Annotated in this window: 19 protein-coding genes; 9 read left to right on the plus strand and 10 right to left on the minus strand. The window is 48.8% G+C overall.

Annotated features, from left to right (window positions below):
• The first annotated feature begins 32 nt into the window (after positions 1–32).
• From AYK67_RS05585 to AYK67_RS05610, 6 genes are all read left to right on the plus strand, one after another.
• Positions 33–815 carry an alpha/beta hydrolase gene (locus AYK67_RS05585; protein ID WP_068083503.1) on the plus strand — a complete coding sequence of 261 codons (783 nt, stop codon included), beginning with the start codon at positions 33–35 and terminating at the stop codon, positions 813–815.
• A gap of 218 nt (positions 816–1,033) precedes the next feature.
• Positions 1,034–2,071, plus strand: coding sequence for a penicillin-insensitive murein endopeptidase (gene mepA, locus AYK67_RS05590; RefSeq protein WP_082735660.1), 1,038 nt, complete (start codon positions 1,034–1,036; stop codon positions 2,069–2,071).
• A 65-nt stretch (positions 2,072–2,136) separates the two neighbouring features.
• On the plus strand, positions 2,137–3,321 hold the full coding sequence (locus AYK67_RS05595) for a hypothetical protein (protein ID WP_068083506.1): 1,185 nt from the start codon (positions 2,137–2,139) through the stop codon (positions 3,319–3,321).
• A gap of 68 nt (positions 3,322–3,389) precedes the next feature.
• Positions 3,390–3,602, plus strand: a complete 213-nt coding sequence (locus tag AYK67_RS05600) for a helix-turn-helix domain-containing protein (protein WP_068083509.1) — start codon at positions 3,390–3,392, stop codon at positions 3,600–3,602.
• A 25-nt stretch (positions 3,603–3,627) separates the two neighbouring features.
• Positions 3,628–4,737, plus strand: a complete 1,110-nt coding sequence (locus AYK67_RS05605; RefSeq protein WP_068083512.1) for a hypothetical protein — start codon at positions 3,628–3,630, stop codon at positions 4,735–4,737.
• 98 nt (positions 4,738–4,835) lie between these two features.
• A complete protein-coding gene (locus AYK67_RS05610) occupies positions 4,836–5,384 on the plus strand; it encodes a hypothetical protein (RefSeq protein WP_068083515.1) in 549 nt (182 codons plus the stop codon).
• A gap of 98 nt (positions 5,385–5,482) precedes the next feature.
• Here the strand turns inward: AYK67_RS05610 and pheT are convergent, their stop codons facing one another.
• Together pheT and pheS are read right to left on the minus strand one after the other, a co-directional pair.
• On the minus strand, positions 5,483–7,903 hold the full coding sequence (gene pheT / locus AYK67_RS05615; protein WP_068083517.1) for a phenylalanine--tRNA ligase subunit beta: 2,421 nt from the start codon (positions 7,901–7,903) through the stop codon (positions 5,483–5,485).
• Positions 7,904–7,942: 39 nt separating this feature from the next.
• Entirely contained in the window at positions 7,943–9,025 is a 1,083-nt protein-coding gene (pheS, locus tag AYK67_RS05620; RefSeq protein ID WP_068083520.1) for a phenylalanine--tRNA ligase subunit alpha, read from the minus strand.
• Positions 9,026–9,514: 489 nt separating this feature from the next.
• On the opposite strand from pheS, the gene katG reads away from it, so the two are divergent.
• Positions 9,515–11,710 carry a catalase/peroxidase HPI gene (gene katG / locus AYK67_RS05625; protein WP_068083522.1) on the plus strand — a complete coding sequence of 732 codons (2,196 nt, stop codon included), beginning with the start codon at positions 9,515–9,517 and terminating at the stop codon, positions 11,708–11,710.
• Positions 11,711–11,815: 105 nt separating this feature from the next.
• On the opposite strand, the gene AYK67_RS05630 is transcribed toward katG, so the two are convergent.
• The 8 genes from AYK67_RS05630 to AYK67_RS05665 all read right to left on the minus strand — a co-directional run bounded on the left by AYK67_RS05630 (position 11,816) and on the right by AYK67_RS05665 (position 19,615).
• Positions 11,816–12,511, minus strand: a complete 696-nt coding sequence (locus tag AYK67_RS05630) for an orotate phosphoribosyltransferase (RefSeq protein ID WP_068083524.1) — start codon at positions 12,509–12,511, stop codon at positions 11,816–11,818.
• A 32-nt stretch (positions 12,512–12,543) separates the two neighbouring features.
• Positions 12,544–13,602, minus strand: coding sequence for a dihydroorotase (gene pyrC / locus AYK67_RS05635; protein WP_068083528.1), 1,059 nt, complete (start codon positions 13,600–13,602; stop codon positions 12,544–12,546).
• Positions 13,599–14,891 carry a Zn-dependent hydrolase gene (locus AYK67_RS05640; RefSeq protein ID WP_068083530.1) on the minus strand — a complete coding sequence of 431 codons (1,293 nt, stop codon included), beginning with the start codon at positions 14,889–14,891 and terminating at the stop codon, positions 13,599–13,601. Before AYK67_RS05640 ends, pyrC begins: the two co-directional genes overlap by 4 nt.
• Positions 14,888–15,832: a dihydroorotate dehydrogenase gene (locus AYK67_RS05645; protein ID WP_068083533.1), complete on the minus strand. Its 945-nt coding sequence runs from the start codon at positions 15,830–15,832 to the stop codon at positions 14,888–14,890. The genes AYK67_RS05640 and AYK67_RS05645 overlap by 4 nt, the downstream gene beginning before the upstream one ends.
• A complete protein-coding gene (locus AYK67_RS05650) occupies positions 15,826–16,671 on the minus strand; it encodes a dihydroorotate dehydrogenase electron transfer subunit (RefSeq protein WP_068083536.1) in 846 nt (281 codons plus the stop codon). Before AYK67_RS05650 ends, AYK67_RS05645 begins: the two co-directional genes overlap by 7 nt.
• Before the next feature lie 3 nt (positions 16,672–16,674).
• A complete protein-coding gene (locus tag AYK67_RS05655) occupies positions 16,675–17,955 on the minus strand; it encodes a TRAP transporter large permease (protein ID WP_068083539.1) in 1,281 nt (426 codons plus the stop codon).
• The gene (locus tag AYK67_RS05660; protein WP_068083542.1) at positions 17,952–18,458 is read right to left on the minus strand and encodes a TRAP transporter small permease; all 507 of its coding nucleotides are present in this window, start codon (positions 18,456–18,458) and stop codon (positions 17,952–17,954) included. The genes AYK67_RS05655 and AYK67_RS05660 overlap by 4 nt, the downstream gene beginning before the upstream one ends.
• 128 nt (positions 18,459–18,586) lie before the next feature.
• A complete protein-coding gene (locus AYK67_RS05665; RefSeq protein WP_068083545.1) occupies positions 18,587–19,615 on the minus strand; it encodes a TRAP transporter substrate-binding protein in 1,029 nt (342 codons plus the stop codon).
• A gap of 506 nt (positions 19,616–20,121) precedes the next feature.
• Between AYK67_RS05665 and AYK67_RS05670 the strand changes: the two genes are divergently transcribed.
• On the plus strand, positions 20,122–21,156 hold the full coding sequence (locus AYK67_RS05670) for an alcohol dehydrogenase catalytic domain-containing protein (protein WP_244266886.1): 1,035 nt from the start codon (positions 20,122–20,124) through the stop codon (positions 21,154–21,156).
• A 58-nt stretch (positions 21,157–21,214) separates the two neighbouring features.
• The gene (locus AYK67_RS05675; RefSeq protein WP_068083554.1) at positions 21,215–21,829 is read left to right on the plus strand and encodes a nucleotidyltransferase family protein; all 615 of its coding nucleotides are present in this window, start codon (positions 21,215–21,217) and stop codon (positions 21,827–21,829) included.
• The last annotated feature ends 32 nt before the right edge of the window (positions 21,830–21,861 follow it).

Raw genomic sequence — 21,861 nt, forward strand, 5'->3', positions numbered from 1 at the left:
TTTGAACTGGCTGCAAGAGTATGGAGTACATAATGGCTGGTGAAATAACCCAATTTATTGATGTTGGCAAAGGCGAAAGCAGTCGCAAGATCGCCGTGAAACACACAAAACGCGGCGTTCAGGGTGTTTTGTGGCTTTCCGGTTTTAAATCCGACATGCTCGGCAGCAAAGCAGAAGTGGTGGCCGAATGGGCTGAAGCGCAAAACATTACCTGCACGCGTATGGATTATTCCGGCCATGGCGAATCAGGCGGCGAGTTCACCGATGGCACCATCAGTGTTTGGCTGGAGGAAGTGCTGGCAGTATTTGACCGGTTCTGTGAGGAGCCGACCGTGGTTATTGGTTCCTCCATGGGCGGCTGGATGGCACTCTTGCTGGCCAAGATATTGAAAGAACGGCAAGTCTCCAGCAATGGCGTGCTCAATGGCATGTTGCTCATTGCACCGGCCCCCGATTTTACCGAGGAGCTGATGTGGAAGCATGAATTTTCCGATGCGGTGAAGCAGCAAATTATGGAAACCGGCTCCTATGAAAAACCCTCGGACTATGACGAACCTTACATCATTACCAAAGCCCTAATTGAAGATGGCCGCAACAACCTGCTGCTCGGAGATCCGATTGCCACCGATTGCCCATTGATTATTTTACAAGGTCAGAAAGACGACGCGGTGCCCTGGCAACATGCCCTACGCATTATCGAAGCTTGTCAGGAAGAAGATGTTATTCTCTCACTGATCAAAGATGGCGATCACCGTTTATCCCGCCCGCAAGATTTAGAACTGATGAAGCAGTCTTTAAAGCAGCTTTGTGTCTGACAGGGTCTTAACACAACCTATTCATCTCCAAAAAATGTTTTGGCAGGTCCACCTGCCAATTACTTAAGCGGCAAGTATAATTCATGCTGAAAATGCACCTTCCTTTACTGCATTGGCAATTTTATATAAGAATTAATCAAGATCCTGTTGTCACAAAAATGTTATAGTTATTCGTCATAGCGAGGCATTCATTTATTTTGCCATTTAACGAGAAAAGCATGAACAGCATTCCAACCAAGCCCTGCCTTTCAAACCATAACAAGCGATTGCCATTGCTTGCGGTTGGTTACTGTGCCCTGCTGTTGTTTTTCGCCATATTGGCACCGACTGCCCAAGCTCAGAATTTGGCTGCCCTACCACATTCAAAACCGCAGGCGGGCAGCTATTCGGTAAGTGGTGAATTACCGCCTCATTTATACCAACGCCCCTTATCTCCTGCCAAACAACTGTTTGGCCACAAGCTCACCCCGGCGGATATGAAAGCCCGTGCCTTTGGCAGTTATGCACGTGGCTGTCTTGCTGGTGGGCAGGCCCTGCCTGTTGATGGCCCGCATTGGCAAGTGATGCGCCTGTCACGCCATCGCAATTATGGACACCCCGAGTTAATCGCTTTTTTAAACAGATTGGCAAAAGACGCCCCGGCCCTTGGCTGGAACGGCCTGTTGGTGGGCGATATGGCACAGCCACGCGGTGGCCCTATGCTCACCGGTCATGCCAGCCACCAAATTGGGCTTGATGTAGACATCTGGCTCAAACCCATGCCCAAACAGCGATACAATATGCAGCAACGCGAGAGCGTTAGCGCAATTTCCATGCTGAAAGGCCCGTTGAATGTTGCGGGCGCAGATCGAACCGTTAACCGCAAGCGCTGGACTGATGCCCATGCAAGGCTCATTCGCCGCGCGGCACAGGACCCGAAAGTAGCGCGTATTTTCGTTAATCCGGTGATCAAGAAAGCATTATGCGAGTTTGAAACCGGAGATCGCCACTGGTTGCGAAAAGTGCGCCCTTGGTGGGGGCACCACTACCATTTCCATGTGCGCATGAGTTGCCCCAAAGACAGTCGTGGCTGTGTGAACCAAGCCCCGCCACCCTTAGGCGACGGCTGCGGCACGGAACTCACAAACTGGTTATCCGATGCCAAATGGGTGCCCAAAAAGCCAAAACCGGGTGTAAAACCCAAGCCCCGCAAACCCAAGCCGCCCATGCAATTAGACCAATTGCCGAAGGTTTGTGCGCAGATTCTGGCGCGCTAGTGGTATACTTGTATAGCTTATAGCCATGGGATAGAATTCACCAAATTATTATTTGGTGAATTCTCATGTTACTACTATTCAGATTACTTGGGTTTGTATGTTTTACACTTACTCTCGGCACTTATGCTCTTAGCAACACTCTACGGTTAACAGCGGGTCAAAAATGGCTTGTGGCCGAAAGCCTATCCAGTTTAACTGCCGCTAAACTTGCGACGAGTAAATTTAATAACCATCAAGACCCTATCGCCATTGTACGCTCCCAGAACGGCTGGTATGCAATTGTTTTTGGGCCCTTAAAAGCAACCGATCTCGAAACAGCCAAGAAACAGATTAGCAGTAATCTGCCCGATGATGTTTTTATAACTGATGGCCGTGGGTTTTCGCAGCTTTTATGGCAACCGCAGCCAATCGTTAGGCTAGAGTTGGATGACATGAAAATTCATCTTGGCTCTTTGTCCACACACAAGGGAGATTACCAAATCAGTGCACTGAGAAGCTGTCAAAAGGCCGGCTGCACACTTGATGATTTTAACCCGATTTTCTTTCGCGTCACTCTCAATAAAAGCGGCAAAACCCTATTCGATAAAAAGATACCCGTTGAATACCCGAGTAAATACGGACAGTTAGTCGAATTGGTCTGGCTAGACAATTCCAGCCCCCATCCGCAAATCATAACAAAAAGCTATAGTGGCGGGGCGCATTGCTGCTCACTTCACACCGTTCACACCTACCAAAACAACAAGTGGCACACCATCGATGCAGGTGCACTTGATGGGTTTGAGGGGTATTCATACGTTGATTTAGATGGTGACCATGAGCTTGAGATTGTCAGTCGGGATAACAGTTTTCTTTATCAATATGCCTCCTATGCCGGCAGTTATGCCCCACTAAAACTAGAAAAACTCAAAGGCATTGAGCTTATCGACCAAAAATATAATCCAGCGCTGAAAGAGGCTTATAAAACAGGGCTAAAACAACTGGAAGAATACATGCAAGAAAAGCCGGACCTTTGGCAAGAACCGGGGTATTTAGCTGCATGGGTGGCCTATAAAAGTATACTCGGAACAGGGGCAAAAGCTTTAAAAACTGCCTCCGAGAAGTATGTCGCTATTGATGGTTTCGGCGTGCATGTCTGCGATAGTTTTGCAAGCAAAGACCAGTGCCCAGATGAAAAAGGCGTTACACTTCCATTTGCAGCCGGATTGATGTTACATCTTAGCCAGCAGGGCTACATCCAACTACCGCACTAAACAGATTATCTTCTCAGAACACTATAGTGCGTCTATACATTGTTTTTAATTTAAATTTGAGAAACCATATGTCACCAGAAGAATTTAAAGTTGCTCGTAAACAGCTAGGTCTCAAACAGGCCGAGCTTGCACACATATTGGGGGTCAGCATTATCACCGTCCAGCGCTCGGAAATTCCAGCGGAAAAGAAATCTTCCTCAAAACCCCATGCAACTATGGTGCGGGCCATGAACTGGTTTCTTTCGGGCTTTCGGCCACCTGAATGGCCAGAGGGGAAATGAGAATTAGAGTATTTTCGAGGTTTCAATGGCAAAATTTTTAAAAATTAGTGACGATATAGAACTGAACAATCCGATTGAGTTCTGGGGTAGCTTTTTTAATGATGAAGGGCACTCAAAACAAACAAATAGTATTAAAGATTATGAGGAATTACTTGAAAGATTAGCGCATCAAAGTAAACACATCACGCTTATTGGAAGAGGAGAAATAAAGCACTCAAATATATACAATACAATATTTAATAAAATAGTTTTAATCTGTGAAAATAACAAGCTTCCTTATTTTAATAAAAACAAATTATTGACAATTAAGTATACAAATTATTTTTCGCTACTAGGGTTCGCAGCCCTAACCTGTGTAATATCAAAGTTTGAGCCAGATTTTTCACTTTCAGTTCTAGGTAAGGACCAAGAGTTTGATATTGCATACATGCAGTATTATGTTTTTATAAATAGCAACCTAAATAAATCTTATCTTTCAGTAGAAATTAAAAAACAAGCCGATATCCTTAAGAAGGATATACAAGAGAAGGAGAAAGCTAATACCGAAGATTTTGAGTTATTAGCAAAACAAAAAACACAAGAAGCTATCGGCAATATCAAAGAATCAGCACAAGCGAAACTCAATGAGTTTGCAGAGTCATTTAAATTAAACAGTGCCCGATCTAACTGGACTAAAAAATACAACGGACATAAGTGTAGTTTGATTTGTAGCGGTATATTCTGCCTCTTTTTATTTACCATACCAATATTCGCAACAATAATACTGCATAAAGAAATAATAGATTATGTTGCGCAAGTGAGCATTAGCTTTGCAAGTGCCCTACCAAAAGAAACAACCAATTCACTTGGCGTTGAAATAATACGTCAATTTGGCAAGTTACTTTTTATATCGATACCAATTGTAATTTATTTTTGGCTTTGCCGCCTCACTGTTCGGTTTTGTTTACGATCTTTAATGTTAATGGACGATGCTAACCAGAGAAGAGTTATTCTTGACACCTACTTGCAACTAATAGGTGACAATGTTTCCCAAACAGAGGATCGAGAACTATTATTACGAGCACTTTTTGCTCCTTTACCTGGACATAGTGATGCCAAGATAGATTTACCTATCCCACAACAAATTAGAAACTAATATCTACGCCTTAGAAAGCTACCAATTGGCTAGGCCCATACAAGCTGCAGAGTGTAAACTGCGAGCACCTAATATTATTTTTAGCCTGTGAGTAGCAGATGAATTTAGCAAGCCTGCAGTTTGCCAAAGCGCCTTTAGGGCGCATCATAGTCGTGGTACTAGCGCTTTTGGTTGTTGGGAGCTGCAAGCCCCGCGGTGAGCCTGGTATTTTAACACCGCCAATTCGTATTGGTAAAATGCTTAGCTCTAGCAGCATGTATTTGCGCGGCAAGCAAATAGACGAGGTTAAAGTCCAAGCGGTTTATCAAACACAGCGTGGCTACGGCGTACTTGTTTCGCTCACCACTGTTGACTATCCGTTAACCTACAGCAAAACCATCACCTCTAAAAACCAGCGGGCTAGTTTTACAGAGCTATGGCATGCCCAAAGCGGCGTTGGCCCCTACTCCTACACAGTCGTCGGCTTTATCGGGCTCTCGCAAGCCAAGTTTAATGAGGCCGCCAAAATCGGCCTACCTCTCTATATCGAAGGCGTTTACAACAATAAAACTTATGGCAACCAAACCCATGGTTCGGTTTACGGCGTTGTTCCCAAGCAAGCCTTTCGCGAGGTATTGGCCTTACAAGCCAAAGGTTACAATTATTAAAATTATTTAGCATTAAAAAAGCGCTGGTGCCCAAACACCAGCGCTTTTTATTTGTCTTGTATGCGGCCCTTTCAGCAAGGGCCACAAAGCTTATTTCATCAACCGCGCAGGGTGCCGCCAGTCGCTTTGGCAACAGATTTGACAATCTTGTCGCTTACCGCCTCGATATCCTCATCACTCAAGGTTTTCTTTATCGGTTGCAGCATGACGTCAATGGCGAGCGATCGCTGGCCTTCCGGCACGCCCTGTCCCTCATAAATATCGAAGAGGTTGACGCCGGCAATCAGAGCCTTATCAGCACCTTTGGCCGCCTTAAGAAGTTTTTCTGCTGGGACATCCGCATCTACCAAGAATGCAAAGTCACGGCGTACCGGCATCAGGTTGGTGGTACTCATCGCGCCCTTGGAGCGGGTTGCTTTTTTCTTTGGTGCTGGCGGGGCATCGACAAACACTTCAAAGGCAACAATCGGGCCTTCAATGTCGAGCTGCTCCAGCACTTTGGGGTGAATTTCACCAAAATATGCCAATGTGTTTTTCGGGCCCAACTTCAGCGCACCTGAACGGCCGGGGTGATAGTAGCTCGGTGCATCGGTGAACACCATCAAGCGGTCCGCTGGTGTGCCAATAGCAGCCAATACAGCTTCTGCGTCGGCCTTTGCATCAAACACATCCACATCCGCTGCATTGCCCTGCCAATGGCGGGCCGCACCGGTGAGTTTGGCTGTGCCACGACGCAAACCAGCGGCGACCATTTTCTGGCCCTTTTCGCTGTCATTGGCGAATGTCTGGCCCACTTCAAACAGCGCCACATCGGCAAAGCCACGGTCGGCATTACGTTGGCTGGCGGACATCAAGCCCGGCAGGAGTGATGGCCGCATCTCGGACATATCAGAGGAAATCGGGTTGGCGAGCGACAGGTCCGCCCCGCCACCACCGAAGATTTCCGCTTGGTCCTTGGCAATGAACGACCATGTGACCGCTTCCAGCATACCGCGGGTAGCCAGTGCGCGGCGGGCCTTGCCACGGCGGATCTGGCCCAAGGTCAGTACTTTTTCACTTACCGGATGAATGCGTGGCAGTGCCTCGGACTTGAGCTTATCAAGACCGACAATGCGCACCACTTCTTCCACCAGATCGGCTTTGCCATGCACATCAGGGCGCCAGCTTGGCGTTGCCACTTTAACAACGGCCCCATTACCGGAAACCCAGAAGCCAAGCAGTGTCAGGGTCGCTTTGATTTCAGCTTCAGAAACATCAAGGCCGGTGAGACGCTTCACTTCTGCAAGCGGGAAATCGATGATGTGCTCTGGCTGTGGCACTTCACCGGCAATACGTGCATTTGTCGGCTCACCGCCACACATGTCCAACACCATCTGCGTGGCCACATCCAGCCCTTCAGCAAGGTATGCAGGGTCAACACCGCGCTCGAAGCGGTAGCGGGCATCAGAGTTTACCCCGAGTTTGCGGCCAGTGCGCGCAACCATTAACGGATCCCATAACGCGGCCTCGATGATCACATTTGTCGTCTCATCCGAACAACCAGAGGCTTCACCACCCAGCATGCCTGCTAGGGATTCAACCCCGTTATCATCGCGGATAACCAGCATCCCAGCTTCGATCTGGTATGTTTTGTCGTCCAGCCCCTTGAACTCGACAGCTTCACCCTGATGATGGGTCACCACCAAATCACCGGCAACCTTGTCTGCATCAAACACGTGCAGCGGGCGGCCCTGATCAAAGGTCATGTAGTTGGTGATATCAACGAGGATGTTGATCGGGCGCAGGCCAATAGATGTGAGCCGATCTTGCAGCCACTTCGGCGATGGACCGTTTTTGACATTACGCACAAGGCGGTAGCCAAATGCCGGGCAATCCTGCGGCTTATCGCCAAGCTCAAGTTTCACTTCAAACGGCAATTCACCTTGAGCGGCAATTTGCGGGCGGTCTTTGGCTTTGAGCGTACCAAGGCCAGCTGCTGCCAGATCACGGGCAATACCGTGGATAGAGGCACAGTCCGGGCGGTTCGGCGTCAGGCCAATTTCGATAACCGGATCGTCCAGACCGGCATATTCCACAAAGGGCACACCAATCGGTGCATCTTCCGGCAGATCAATGATGCCATCATGATCGTCAGAAAGCTGCAATTCGCTTTCCGAAGCCATCATGCCATAGCTTTCTACATCGCGGATTTTGCCAATTGCCAGTGTAATGTCCAAACCCGGGACATAATCGCCTGGTTTACCCAACACACCTTTCAGGCCTTTACGGGCATTTGGCGCACCACAAACAACTTGCAGCGGCTCGCCTTCACCGGTGTCCACCTTCAGCACCTGCAGGCGGTCTGCATTCGGGTGGGGTTGGGCATCAAGCACATGAACGATTTTGAAAACGCCCAGTGTGTCGGCAGGGTTGTTAACCTCTTCAACCTCAAGGCCGATCATGGTCAGCTTTTCGAGGATTTCATCAAGGCTGGCTGTGGTTTCCAAATGGTCTTTCAGCCAGGAGAGAGTGAATTTCATTGCGCTTCTCTTTTAAAAATCTGTTTGCTTCAAGACCACTTAGTCGGACAGGCCGCCAAGCAGGGTGGGCATATCAAGCGGGCGGAACCCATAGTGTTTCAGCCAGCGGACATCCGCATCGAAGAAGGCGCGCAGATCGTTCATGCCGTATTTCAACATGGCCAGACGATCAATGCCGATACCCCATGCAAAGCCTTGGTATTCATCGGGATCAAGGCCGCAATTACGCAGAACATTTGGATGCACCATGCCGCAACCGAGGATTTCCATCCAATCGCTACCTTCACCAATTTTCACTTCAGCGCCAGAGCGGTCGCACTGCACATCCACCTCCATGGAAGGCTCGGTGAACGGGAAGAAGCTTGGGCGGAAACGCAGCACCACGTTATCTACCTCGAAAAATGCCTTGAGGAATTCTTCAAGCGTGCCTTTCAAGTGGCCCATATGCGCGGACTTATCAATCACCAAGCCTTCCAGCTGATGGAACATTGGTGTATGGGTCTGATCGCTGTCACAGCGGTAAGTACGGCCAGGCATGATAACGCGCAGCGGCGGTTGCTGAGAACGCATGGTGCGGATTTGCACTGGCGAGGTGTGGGTACGCAGCAGCTTGCGCTCGCCATCTTCTTTCTCGTTAAAGAAGAAAGTGTCGTGCATTTCGCGAGCTGGATGGCCTTCGGGGAAGTTCAGCGCGGTGAAGTTCAGCTCATCGCTTTCCACATCGGGGCCTTCAGCCACGGCAAACCCCATATCGGCAAAAATGGCAGTCAGCTCGTCCACCACTTGCGAAACAGGGTGAATGCGGCCTTCATCAGCAGGGTTCAAGCGCAGCGGCTGGGTAACATCCACCTTCTCGCTGGCAAGGCGGGCTTCAAGCGCAGCTTCTTTCAGCACGCCCTTGCGCGCGTTAATGGCGTCAGCCACGCGATTTTTCAGACCATTCAGCGCGGGACCCATTTCCTTGCGCTCTTCTGGTGACATTTTGCCCAGTGTCTTCATTTTTTCAGAGACACTGCCCTTTTTCCCAAGGGCGGCGACACGCACATCTTCCAGTGCGGCCTCGGTTTCAGCGCTGGCAATAGCGGCGCTGATCTCAGCTTCTAAGGTATTGAGGTCGGACATGATCTCATTTCATCGGTTTTGGTGACTTCTTGACAAAAGCCTGCCAAATGCAGCGTCAGCGCCTTGGCCAAGGTCCACCTGTCGGAATTCGTGGAGTTGTTTTAGCAGAAATGCCAGCGCAATAAAGGGGCAGCTTGCTCAGCACACTTAATAAATGCGCACTTGATGCTTTAATCCCCCCTCGGGGACATTTATCGCTAGTTTACGCTCATAAATCGGCCACATGCCGGCCCGGAATGAACGAACCGGTAAGCCATTACCAGATTATTTTGGTATGTAGCCATTTACAATTTCCATATTAAGGAATCTTCTCGTTTCTTCAAATAGCACGCCTTCCGGAAAAATTGAAGGCCCGTTTATTTAACGTAAATTGCAAATTATTCATTACCCATAATCAACCCTAAATAAATATTGGGATGACCCCAAACCGGTATCTGCTAGCTTATGGTTGACTATAGCCACCACAAGAGCGATGGAAGCGAGGGTCAGATGGAAAATACACCTCAAAGTCAGTGTCCATTTTCTAAAGCCGAGATGGCACACACTATAACCGGCGAACGCAGCAACCGGGATTGGTGGCCCAACCAGCTTAACCTGCGGATTTTACACCAACATAGCCCAGCGGAGAACCCGCTAGACCCTGATTTTAGTTATAAGGATGCTTTTGGTGGGCTCGATTTAGCTGCCGTTAAGCAAGACCTCTATGCACTTATGACCGATTCGAAAGACTGGTGGCCTGCCGATTATGGCCATTATGGTCCGCTGTTCATTCGTATGGCTTGGCACAGTGCTGGCACTTACCGCATTCACGATGGGCGTGGCGGCGCGGCTGGCGGCAATCAACGATTTGCCCCATTAAACAGTTGGCCAGATAACGGCAACCTTGATAAGGCACGGCGCTTACTGTGGCCGATTAAACAAAAGTATGGCAATGCACTTTCATGGGCAGACCTTATCATATTAGCAGGTAATTGCGCACTTGAATCCATGGGCTTTAAAACATTTGGATTTGCAGGGGGCCGCGAAGATTTGTGGTCGCCAGAAGAAGACGTTTACTGGGGACCGGAAAGTGAATGGCTCACCGACCAGCGACACCGCGAGGAAAGACTGCTCGACAATCCGCTGGGTGCGGTCGAAATGGGGCTGATTTATGTGAACCCCGAGGGGCCAAACGGTAAACCCTACCCGTTAGAATCTGCCCAAGATATTCGCGAGACATTTGGGCGTATGGCCATGAATGATGAGGAAACCGTGGCACTGGTGGCCGGAGGTCATACATTTGGTAAATGCCACGGGGCAGGAGACGCTGCCCTTGTGGGCGCGGAGCCGGAAGCTGCCCCACTCGAAGCCATGGGCCTTGGCTGGAAAAATGCCTTTGGTTCCGGTAAAGGCTCAAGCACAACCACCAGCGGCATTGAAGGGGCATGGACTGCAACTCCGACACAATGGGACGACAGTTATTTCAACACCCTCTTTGATAATGAATGGGTATTGGTTAAAAGCCCAGCAGGTGCCGGACAATGGGTCGCTCCTAAAGCTGCCCGTTATGCACCTGATGCCCATGAAGCGGGCGTCACTCACCCGCCCATGATGACAACTGCCGATTTGGCGTTACGGCATGACCCTATATACGAGAAAATCTCCCGAAAGTTCCAAAGGGACACAGCTGCTTTCGCTGATGCCTTTGCCCGCGCCTGGTTCAAGCTCACCCACCGCGATCTGGGACCGATAAGCTGTTATCTGGGGCCAGATGTGCCAAGCGAGCAGCTTTTATGGCAAGACCCGTTGCCACCCGTGGACCATGAGCTAGTCGACGCGCAAGACATCAGGGCGCTTAAAGACAAGGTTATTGCCAGCGGCCTAAGCATTGCCGATCTGGTAAAAACCGCATGGGCGAGCGCTGCCACTTTCCGTGGTTCAGACAGACGCGGCGGTGCCAACGGGGCACGTTTACGCCTTGCCCCGCAAAAAGACTGGGCTGTCAACGAGCCCGAGACCTTGGAAGGCAGGCTTGCCGTATTGGAGAAAATCCAGCAAGACTTCAACGCCGCACAACAAGGCAACAAGCGCATAACACTCTCCGATATGATTGTGCTCGCCGGTTGTGCTGCCGTTGAAAGCGCTGCCAAGAAAGCGGGCGTTGATGTTATCGTGCCGTTCACAGCTGGCCGCACAGACGCCACACAAGAGCAAACCGATGTTGATTCCTTTGCAGTGCTTGAGCCGTTTGCCGATGGTTTCCGTAATTACTTCAATCCGGACCTACCGGTAAAAGCCGAGGAAATGCTGCTTGATAAAGCCCAGCTGCTAGGGTTGAGCGCTCCAGAGATGACCGTCCTTGTTGGGGGTATGCGGGCACTTGGGGTCAATGCCTATGGCGCGGCACACGGCGTGTGGACCACAAAGGCGGGTACTCTCAGTAATGACTATTTCACCCATCTGGTCGATATGGGGGTGACTTGGCAAGCAACTGATGAGAGCGAAACGCTTTATGAAGCCTTTGAGGATGGCAGTAAAACACCGGTCCGTACCGCCACAAGGGTTGATTTGGTGTTCGGCTCAAACGCTCAACTGCGCGCCATTTCCGAGATCTATGCGCAAGAAGGTGCTAACGAGAAATTCGTTCACGACTTTATCAAAGCGTGGGTGAAGGTCATGAATGCCGATCGTTTTGATCTGGCCTAAATTACGCTTGAATAACAAAAGCCCCGGGCCACACACTGGCGCTCGGGGCTTTATTAGTGGTCTAGCTCTAGCGGCGCTCATAAAACAAGCGCCAGCCCTAAGCTTTTAGATAGAGATGCTGGTAATGCCGCCGTGGTCACCAGACCATTTCAACGGATCATTAAGGAAGCTCTCAACTTCGTTCAAGGTTTTGGTGTCGAAGTATTCGTTGGTACGGCATACTTTCAAAATATCCCACCAAGTAGCCAGGTAGTGCAGCTTCAAGCCGTGCTCTTGCAACTTCACTTTGGTTTCAGGGAAGATATCGTAGTAGAACACCACCATGGTATCGTTCACTTCGGCACCGGCTTTGCGCAATGCTTCACAGAACTTGATTTTCGAACCGCCATCGGTGGTCAAATCTTCCACCAGCAGAATGCGGCTGCCCTCTTCCACATGACCTTCAATTTGCGCGTCACGGCCAAAACCTTTTGGTTTTTTGCGCACATATTGCATCGGCAGGTTCATTTTGTCGGCAATCCATGCAGCAAACGGAATACCGGCGGTTTCGCCGCCTGCAACAGCGTCGAACTGCTCAAAGCCCACATCGCGGAACATGGTTGCTGTGGCAAAGTCCATCAAGGTGTTGCGGATGCGCGGGTAGGAAATCAGCTTGCGGCAATCGATATATACCGGGCTGGCAAGACCGGATGTAAATGTATACGGCTCTTCAGGACGAAAATGAACGGCCTTGATTTCCATCAGCATCTTGGCGGTAATTTCAGCCATCAGCTCGCGATCAGGGAAGCTATTTGAGAACATGCGTAACCTCAGGTATTACGGGTCGTATCTAATTAGGACGGATTATTGATGGCTTTCCAGTGCAGCGGGAAGCCGGGGTCAAATACCGTCACAGAGCCATCCCCGGTGTGTATATGGCTGGGGAACTCAACCGGCGCATCACATTTCACAAGTTCAATGGTGCGCTCGTTGGCTGCCATGCCATAGAATGCCGGTCCGTTCAAGGAGGTAAATGCCTCTAATTGGTCCAGTGCACCTTCATTTTCAAAAACATGTGCCAAACAGCTCATTGTATTGATAGCGGTGAAGATGCCGGCACAGCCACAACCACACACTTTGCGCTCGTCGCGGTGCGGGGCAGAATCAGTTCCCAAGAAGAAACGCGGACTGCCAGAAGTTGCCGCAGCGACCAGCGCTAAGCGGTGCTCTTCGCGTTTGGCCACTGGCAAACAGTAGAAATGCGGCTTGATACCACCCACCAGAATGTCATTGCGATTAATGATCAGGTGGTGCGTGGTAATGGTTGCAGCCAGATTATCGCCACCGGATTTGGCATAGTCCACGCCATCCTTGGTAGTGATGTGCTCCATGACCACTTTCAGCTGCGGAAAGCGTTTGCGCATGGGGTCGAGAATACGGTCAATAAACACGGCCTCGCGGTCGAAAATATCAACGTCTGCATCGGTCACTTCGCCATGAACGCATAGGGGCAAGCCGATTTCGGCCATTTTTTCCAAAACGTTTGAGACGTTTTCAAAATCGCGGACACCGCTTTGCGAGTTGGTGGTGGCACCGGCCGGATAGAGCTTAACCGCACTAATCAACCCGCTTTTTGCAGCTTCCGCTACATCTTGCGGATCCGTGGTTTCGGTCAGATACAAAGTCATCAACGGGGTAAAATCATGACCCTCGGGCAGCGCGGCCATAATGCGCTCGCGGTAAGCTTTGGCATCTTTTGCACTCACCACGGGCGGAACCAGGTTAGGCATGATAATCGCGCGGCCAAAGTTCTCGCTGGTAGATGGTAAAATGCCCTTCAGCATCTCGTCATCACGCAAGTGCAAGTGCCAGTCATCGGGGCGGCGCAGGGTCAGCCTTGTGGTCGTACTCATGGGTGGGCCTTTCCAAGATAGTCATATATGATTGCTGTTGCGACCATAAAGTCAGAAATTTCCATTTGTTCAAGTGGATTATGCGATCCATTGGCGTTGCGCACAAAGACCATGGCACTTGCCACCCCTTCATTGGCAAAAACGGCGGCATCATGGCCCGCACCACTTGCCATCACAAATGGCTCGCCAACCACATCCGCCATAGAAGCACTGAGCTGGGCCACCATATAGTCATCGCAAAGAGCCGGTGCCACCGCGTGTTCTTCATCCAGCTCGAATCGCACACCACGATCTTTTTCCAAGGTGCACATCTCTTCACGCAGTAGCGCACGCATTGCGTTGAGTACATGGATTGACTGGCTACGAATGTCCAGCGAAAAACTCACCTCGTCGGGAATGCGGGTCATGGCATGGCGTGCGGGGTCAGTGCCTACAATACCACTGGTCAGCACCATATCCGAGCCTTTTTGCAAAATGGTCAACCAGCTCTCATCCAAGCGGGTGAGCAAATCGGCCAAGGCAAACACCGGATCATGGCGGTAAGCACGCGGCACAGCGCCCGAGTGTCCCGCTTCACCAATACAGCGCAGTTTTTTATGGCGGAAATTACCGCGAATGCCTGAAACCACGGCGGCGGGCAAATCTTTTTCCACCAAGAGCGGTCCTTGCTCAATATGCAGCTCCAGATACTGATAGACCTCGCTAGTATCAAGTAGCGGAGTTCCCGCTGCTATGGGCGCGGTATCGATACCCACCGCTTGCATGGCACGTTCCAGCGTGTGACCGTCGGTTTTGTGCTTGGAGGTTAACTCCTCGCGCGATAATTTGCCGAGCAATGCTTTTGAAGCCATATAACAAGGGCCAAACCACGCACTTTCCTCGCCGCGCAGCGCCATCACCCGCACTGCCATTGGCAGTTGCTTTTGCGTTTGTTTGGCTTCAATCAGGCAAAGCAGGCCGCCGACAATCCCCGCCAAACCGTCGAAATTGCCCCCTTGTGGCACACTATCGATGTGCGAAGCCACAAGAATATAAGGCGTTTGCGTTGCATGTTCTGGCAAGCAGTAAATGCTGTTTTGCAGGGTATCCTTTTGCACGCAAAGCCCATAGCGGGTTGCCAAGGCATCCAGATAGGCAAGGCTTTGGGTTTCTATGTCGGAATAGGCCGGTCGGCTGACTCCCTCGGTATCCTTGGTATTTTGCGCGAAATACTCAAAAATCTCGGTAGCCAACTGATGCATTTTCGGGCGTAAAGAGTGCCTGGTTTCTTGCGGTGCTGTTGTGCTCATTGCCCAATCTCCTGCATCACTGGTTTGTCCGAGGCTTCATCATCGCGCACCGAACCGATTATCTCGCTCAAACTGGTGATGTTGTTAGTGCGCATATACTCTTGCAACTCGCCCACCAGATGCACCATGGTCATGGGGCTGATAAAAGTTGCCGTCCCCACTTGCACCGCACTAGCACCCGCGATCAAATATTCCAGCACATCATCCAGTGTGGCAATACCACCGCAGCCAATAACCGGTATGGAAACCGCCTTGGCACACTGGTAGGCCATGCGCAGCGTAATTGGTTTCAGCGCGGGACCGGAAAGCCCGCCCATCAGATTGCCCAGCTTGGGCTTGCGGCTGCGAATATCAATCGCCATCGCCAGCAGTGTATTGGCCACAACCAGCGCATCGGCTCCGGCCTCTTGTGCTGCCAATGCTACCTCTGTCACCTCGCCGGTATTAGGGGAGAGTTTCGCCCATAAGGGCTTGTCGGTCGCTTGACGCAGCTTATTGAGCACATTGCTTGTGGTATGCGGGCGCATGGCAAATGCCTTGCCGTCCTCCTCAATATTCGGGCAAGAGATGTTCACCTCAATCGCCGCAACTCCCTCAACACTGACCTCTTCACACAATCTGGCGAATTCATCGGCACTGGGGGCCGAGATCGACGCCACCAGTGGCGCTTGATAGCGGTTAAAAAAAGGCACCGTGTGGGTTAAAAAATGCTCGATACCCTTGCTGGGTATGCCAATGGCATTGAGCATCGCTCCTTTTACTTCGCAAACCCGCGGTGTGGGGTTCCCACTGCGTTTTTCACGGGTGATGGTTTTGGTCACATGGGCGCCAATGACATCCAGATCAAACACATCCGCCAAGTCTTCGGAAAACGTACCGGACGCGGGCATAATGGGGTTTGCCAGTTGCAAACCGCCCAAATTAACCGAGAGATCTAGCATGGTATTGCCTCCATCAAGTCAAAAACTGGCCCTTCACGGCACACGCGCAACTGTACCTGCTCGCCATCACGGTTGAACGGGCGCACGCAACACTGGCACATGCCCAAACCACAGGCCATTTGCTGCTCCAGTGCCACTTGTCCCTCTATTCCATAATGGCGAGACAGCTCTTGCAGCATAGCCAACAAGCGGTTGGAACCGCAGGTATAAAAGGCATCAACCCCATTCTCGGCAATCTGCTTTTCAATGATGCTGCGCAGGTTCTGCGTATCCGAAGTGCCATCTTCATCGGTTAGCGCGATGACATTGACACCTAATTGCCGGAAATAATCGGTAGAAAGCAGCGCCGCTTGCGAGCGGGCCGAACAGATCGCCGTTACCTGCCGCCCTTGCTGACGCGCATATTGAGCAAGGGGGGCAAGCGTTGCCAAGCCGACCCCACGCGCGACAATAAGCAGTTTTTGCCAGTCATCTTTTATGGAGTATCCATGGCCAAGCGGGCCTAGAACAGGCAAAATCGCGCCTCTTTTCAGGGCGGTTAACGCCCCTGTCCCCTCACCTGCAACTTTGTACAAAAACGATAAGCGCCGCTTGTGGCGGTCAAAGCCGTATATGCTCATAGGGCGACGTAAGTAAGGGCTGTGCGCATCTGAAACCGGACACAAAAGATTAAAAAACTGTCCCGGCGTACAGGCAAGGATTTCTTCTGGAGCCGAGACAACCAACAGGTGGTACTCGGCATTTACCGGCTTGTTCGAGAGCACAGTCGTTGGGACTTCAAAAGCAGTTAGTGCGGTTTCAGGGTGTCCTAAAGCCGCTTGAAGAGTTTTTTTTTGCATGTTTTAGCCGAAAATGAGGCGAGGGATAAACAGGGAGATTTGCGGCACATAGGTGATAAGCAACAGCACCAGAATGTTCGCAATAACGAACGGCCACACACCGGAAACAATGGTCGTTACAGGCTTGTTGAGCGTGGAAGAGGCTACAAATATATCCAGACCAAACGGCGGCGTGATCATACCAAGGCTGATGTTCAAGGTAACAATCATGCCAAAGTGAACCGGATCAACCCCAAGTGACATAGCCACCGGATAAAGCGGCGGAATGAGGATCAGCAGGGCCGAGTTGGGGTCAATAAACATCCCTGCAATGAGGAAACAAATATTTATCACCAGCAGGAACAGGATCATCCCCGCATCGATATAATCAAGAAAACCGATAATCATTGACGGGACTTGTGCCAGCGTCACGAAATAGGAAATCATGCCACCAAAGGCAAGCAGAATGAAAATCACCGTGGTTTGCAGGGCGCTTTTCTCGGTTAAGTCAAATAGGTCTTTCAATGTAAGCTGGCGGTAGATACAAAGCTCCACAAAGATAGCGTAGACAACCGAACAGACCGCAGCTTCTGTGGGTGTTACAAAACCCGAGTAGATACCCCCCAAAATTATGAGCGGCATTCCCAGCGCCCAACCGGCACGTAAAAATGCCTGCCAACGTTCTTTCAATGTGGTTTTGGCAACTGTGTGAATGGTACTACGCCGTGCCTCCAACATCACAAGTGCTGCAAAGGCCAACCCAAGACACACACCAATGGCAAGACCTCCAGCAAACAGCTGCGCAATGGAAGTCCCCGTCATCCAGCCATAAATGATAAGTGTTATGGAAGGGGGAATAAGTAATGCGGTTTCAGCGCTTGAGACGATCAGGCCAAGACTGAATTTTTCGGAAAAACCAGTTTTCAGTAAGCGTGGATATACCATCTTGCCCATGGCGGCCACAGTCGCAGGCGCAGAACCAGAGACCGAGCCAAACATCATGGAGGCGCCAATGGTTGTATGGCCCATACCACCGCGGGTATGCCCCACCAGAGCTTGAATGAAGTCGGTCAAACGTTTGGCAATTTGTCCTGCCCCCATGAGCTGGGCAGCAAAAATGAAAAACGGAATTGCTAAAAGAGTTGTGTGGTTTACACCACCAACAACTTTTTGAATAAGCGCGACGTCATTAAGTGCTGGAAAATAAATTTCCTTAATAGCCAATGAGGGCACAGCCAACACCAAAAACATTTCAAAGCCTAGAAGCAGCAATAAGAGCGCTAAAACTACCGGAATAAGAATCATGAATTTGGCCCCGCTGGTTTCTGGCTGGCATAACGATCAAAGCAATTGAAGAAACTAAGCGCATATCGAAGTGCTAAACTTGAAAAACCCACGACAGGTGCAAAATAGATCCACCCCATTTCAATGCCTAGTGTCGGACTTACCTGCCCTGTCCCAAAAATAAAATTCATAAGGCGATATGAGAGTATAATCATGTAGAGACAAACCAAAAAACCAGTTAAATCAATCAGCTTCGTGAGTACTCGACGGGATTTCTTACTCAATTTGTTTCGTAGACTATCAATGCTGACATGGCGGCCTTTTTCCAATGCAAGCCCCAGGGCAAAAAAGATAAGGTATATATTTAACAGCCTTACGGCTTCTTCAATCCACGCAAAGTAATGCACATAAGTAACAGCAACCTCACGCACAAGAATATTCAAGAAGAACAAAGAAACCATCAAAAGAAATAGCGCCACTATCACGCTCTTTTCGATTTTCCGCAGCACTCCAACGAAATCCATGACACACCTTTAGTTTTTATTTTCTTTTTTCTGCTCACCAGAAAAGAAATAACCGAGGAGACCAATTTAATGATCACCTCGGCTTTTAAAAGCAACTGTTAAATTGCGTAGATAAAACTAAAAATACTTTAGTTTATCTCTGCATAGGCCTTTTCGTAGGTATCGATCAACATTTTACCTTCATCGCCTGCACCGGCGAGGTAAGCTTCACGTGCTGCAGGATACATCAGCTCACGCATTTGAGCTTTTTCCGCATCATTAGGCCGACGCACTTTGATACCGCTTTTTTCCATTGTTGCCAGAGCTTCTTCAGCAGCTTTTGCTTTGTGCTCTACCATTTGTGGAATAATTTCGTGGAACGCTGCCACAATAACGTCCTGGTAGTTTGCAGGAAGCGCATTCCACCATGCAGGATTAAACAGAACAACATCTTCAAAAGCCCCGTGGTTGGTTACAACCAAGTTCTTTTGAACTTCATAGAACTTCATGCGCTGAATGGTATCAAGCGGGTTTTCCTGACCATCAACCAGACCGGTTTGCAAAGAAGTGTATACTTCGTTGAACGGCAGTACGATAGCGGAAGCGCCAAGAGCAGTGAATTGCTCGATGAGGATTTTAGAATCCATCACGCGGAACTTTTGGCCCTTATAGTCTTCCAGATTGTTAAGGGCTTTGTTGGAAGTCATGTTTTTCCAACCATTTGGCCATAATGCAATTGCCTTCACACCACGACTATCAAATGTACCTAACAATGCTTTACCAAATGCACCATCGCGAATAACCTTAGCTTTCGCAGCATCATTTGGCATCAAGTATGGAATATCCAATACGGATACACTTGGGTTAAAGCCCCCTAAAAAGCCAGCGGGTGAAACTGTTGCTTCAATCACGCCTAACTGTACACTTTCAGTCATTTCACGCTGGTTACCAAGTTGGCCCTGCGGAAAAATTTGAAACTCAACAGCGCCATTTGTGCGCTCTTTCACAAGGTCTGCCACTTTTTCCAAGTGAATGTGACGGCTTTGAGCTGTTGATTCCAAATGACCTAAGCGGACTGTGTAATCTGCTGCTAAAGCTTGAAATGAAGCGATTGAAAGCGAGCCAGCCAAGGCAATTGACGCGGCAACAGAACGCAATCTACGGTTTGTGTTAGACATAATATCTCCGAAAGTAAAATATAACTCGCGCCTTTTTGCGGGTTACAAACAAAAGTTACATTTACCTGAGAGACATTCAGTGTCAACAGTTAGTATTCACTTTATAAATATATTAGTTATTTACCATTTGATCAAATTTTAATCGTTTAATAATAGTTTTTAAAAGCAATTGAATACATGAGATACTAAATTTACTAGTAAATAAATGTAGAATTACTTATAATTTCACTAAATATATCGATGCAGTTACGCTTCGAAACACAGTAGATTTTAATTTGTAATCTTACTGTAATTATTTCTTTAATTTATATAAATAGTTATTGAATGAATTCGTCACAAAGTGTAAATACTTATCCATCCCACATATGCGCTGTGACTAAATAGCAATTGGTGAAGAATTCTTATCAATGAACTCTTCCTATAGCTTTCAGTAGGCATTAGAAAATCATTATGACTTAGAGTTTTACTGTTATTGGTTTGGAATTGTCATGCTTGCACCACTATTAATGTCCTCAGTGTCTTTCCACCCTTCTGCAGGATGTCAAATAATTGAGCAAGAAGTACCCTCACCTTCCAGAAGTCAGGTACTTCTAAAACTTGTATGCGCAAGCCTTAACGCAAATGACATTGACTTATACAACGATACAGTTTCAGGGAGGATAAAAACAAATACCAGTATAACGCCATGCCATGAAGCATGTGCTACTGTCGTTTCCTACGGGGACCTGGTGGAAGGCTTTGATGTTGGAGAGCTTGTTGCCATTAACCCCTGTCGTCCTTGTTGGCACTGTAAATACTGCCTCAACGATCAAACTCATTTATGCTTAGATACTATTACAACCAATCAAGAGTTAGCCTATGCTAAACACGGCATGCTCAGCGAGTATTTTGTAGTAGAGGATTATCAATGCTACCCTGTTGGCCCTGAGTGCGATACACACTTACTAAGCTTGTGTGCCGCACTAGCAGGTGCGCTACATCGCACCAATCGAGCGGGCCCCTTATTGGGCAAGCGTGTTCTGGTGTCCGGCTCAAACGCCAACGGCCTTCTTACTGCTTTAGCGGCGACGTTGGAGGCGGCAGAAAAAGTCTATTATCTCGCAGACTCCGAGCACACTATCCTTACAGCAATGCAGTTGGGCATTACTAATATTGTCGATACTCGCCTGTCAGATACACATAAACAGGAAATCTTATCTGATATCGATATCGCAATAGAAACAAGTGGCAGTACACATTTACTGCACGATTGCCTTTATTATGTTTCCCGTGGAGGACGCGTTGTTTATTCGAGTGGAAAACAAGATAATGTGTCTATCTCATTGCTATACCTAATTGCACAAAAAGAACTCGAGCTGCGCGGAGCAACACAATTCGACGGCGAGTTTGCTAAAGCAGTTGACCTTATTGCCCGACAGGAAGTAAACCTTTTACCCTTAATCACGACCAGCGTACCATTTGAAGAATCTATCAGCGCATTTGAGCTCGCAAGCTCGAAACGACCCACAATTAAAGTTCTGATATCGGCTAGAAACGAGTAGATATTTGAAAATACGCGGATATGCTGCTTGCTTTGAAACGGCTATCAAGGAGCACCGCATGGCCAGTTCTCAAGTGGAAGACACGATCACGCTAGAAGATAGATTGAAGAAAATAATACTGGACGATCCAGTTACAATGGAGCTCTTGCACATTGTAAACCGCTTGCAACTAAAACAATGTTGGCTGGTTTCTGGTGCGATTTATCAAAATGTCTGGAATACCCTCTCAAATAAGCCTTTGGGCAACGGGATTAAAGACTACGATATCATCTATTATGATGCGGATGATTTAAGCTATGACGGGGAAGACAAGCATATTGGCACCCTAAATAAGCTAAGTGCACATATGAGAATCGAAGTTGAGCTTAAAAACCAGGCACGCGTGCATTTGTGGTATCCCAAACGGTTTCAATGCCCTTACCCGCAACTCCAAACCGCTCTACAGTCCCTATTATATTATGCTTCGACAACACATAGTGTTGCAGTGCGGTTAAGTGGTCGGGGGGAATTGGAAATACATGCACCTTTTGGTTTGGAAGATATTTTTTCTATGATTATTCGCCCCAATTATGCGCTCAACAATCAAAAGAGTTATGTTAGCAAAGCCATGCGCCAACAAAGCATTTGGCCACAACTAACCGTTCTGCCATGGGAAAACGATCTGACCAAGTAAGAGTTTGCTAGCCTTAACGATCACTTACTCTA

Source organism: Polycladidibacter stylochi, from assembly GCF_001562055.1.
Classification (GTDB): domain Bacteria; phylum Pseudomonadota; class Alphaproteobacteria; order Rhizobiales; family Stappiaceae; genus Pseudovibrio; species Pseudovibrio stylochi.

Excerpts from the sequence above, each read along its gene's own strand:
- AYK67_RS05605 (WP_068083512.1), top strand. The coding sequence starts at position 3,628 with ATGGCAAAATTTTTAAAAATTAGTGACGATATAGAACTGAACAATCCG.
- AYK67_RS05595 (WP_068083506.1), top strand. The coding sequence starts at position 2,137 with ATGTTACTACTATTCAGATTACTTGGGTTTGTATGTTTTACACTTACT.
- AYK67_RS05660 (WP_068083542.1), bottom strand. The coding sequence starts at position 18,458 with ATGGATTTCGTTGGAGTGCTGCGGAAAATCGAAAAGAGCGTGATAGTG.
- AYK67_RS05610 (WP_068083515.1), top strand. The coding sequence starts at position 4,836 with ATGAATTTAGCAAGCCTGCAGTTTGCCAAAGCGCCTTTAGGGCGCATC.
- AYK67_RS05630 (WP_068083524.1), bottom strand. The coding sequence starts at position 12,511 with ATGTTCTCAAATAGCTTCCCTGATCGCGAGCTGATGGCTGAAATTACC.
- pheS (WP_068083520.1), bottom strand. The coding sequence starts at position 9,025 with ATGTCCGACCTCAATACCTTAGAAGCTGAGATCAGCGCCGCTATTGCC.
- AYK67_RS05655 (WP_068083539.1), bottom strand. The coding sequence starts at position 17,955 with ATGATTCTTATTCCGGTAGTTTTAGCGCTCTTATTGCTGCTTCTAGGC.
- AYK67_RS05670 (WP_244266886.1), top strand. The coding sequence starts at position 20,122 with ATGTCCTCAGTGTCTTTCCACCCTTCTGCAGGATGTCAAATAATTGAG.
- AYK67_RS05645 (WP_068083533.1), bottom strand. The coding sequence starts at position 15,832 with ATGCTAGATCTCTCGGTTAATTTGGGCGGTTTGCAACTGGCAAACCCC.
- AYK67_RS05650 (WP_068083536.1), bottom strand. The coding sequence starts at position 16,671 with ATGCAAAAAAAAACTCTTCAAGCGGCTTTAGGACACCCTGAAACCGCA.
- pyrC (WP_068083528.1), bottom strand. The coding sequence starts at position 13,602 with ATGAGTACGACCACAAGGCTGACCCTGCGCCGCCCCGATGACTGGCAC.
- AYK67_RS05600 (WP_068083509.1), top strand. The coding sequence starts at position 3,390 with ATGTCACCAGAAGAATTTAAAGTTGCTCGTAAACAGCTAGGTCTCAAA.
- AYK67_RS05665 (WP_068083545.1), bottom strand. The coding sequence starts at position 19,615 with ATGTCTAACACAAACCGTAGATTGCGTTCTGTTGCCGCGTCAATTGCC.
- katG (WP_068083522.1), top strand. The coding sequence starts at position 9,515 with ATGGAAAATACACCTCAAAGTCAGTGTCCATTTTCTAAAGCCGAGATG.
- mepA (WP_082735660.1), top strand. The coding sequence starts at position 1,034 with ATGAACAGCATTCCAACCAAGCCCTGCCTTTCAAACCATAACAAGCGA.
- AYK67_RS05640 (WP_068083530.1), bottom strand. The coding sequence starts at position 14,891 with ATGAGCACAACAGCACCGCAAGAAACCAGGCACTCTTTACGCCCGAAA.
- pheT (WP_068083517.1), bottom strand. The coding sequence starts at position 7,903 with ATGAAATTCACTCTCTCCTGGCTGAAAGACCATTTGGAAACCACAGCC.
- AYK67_RS05675 (WP_068083554.1), top strand. The coding sequence starts at position 21,215 with ATGGCCAGTTCTCAAGTGGAAGACACGATCACGCTAGAAGATAGATTG.
- AYK67_RS05585 (WP_068083503.1), top strand. The coding sequence starts at position 33 with ATGGCTGGTGAAATAACCCAATTTATTGATGTTGGCAAAGGCGAAAGC.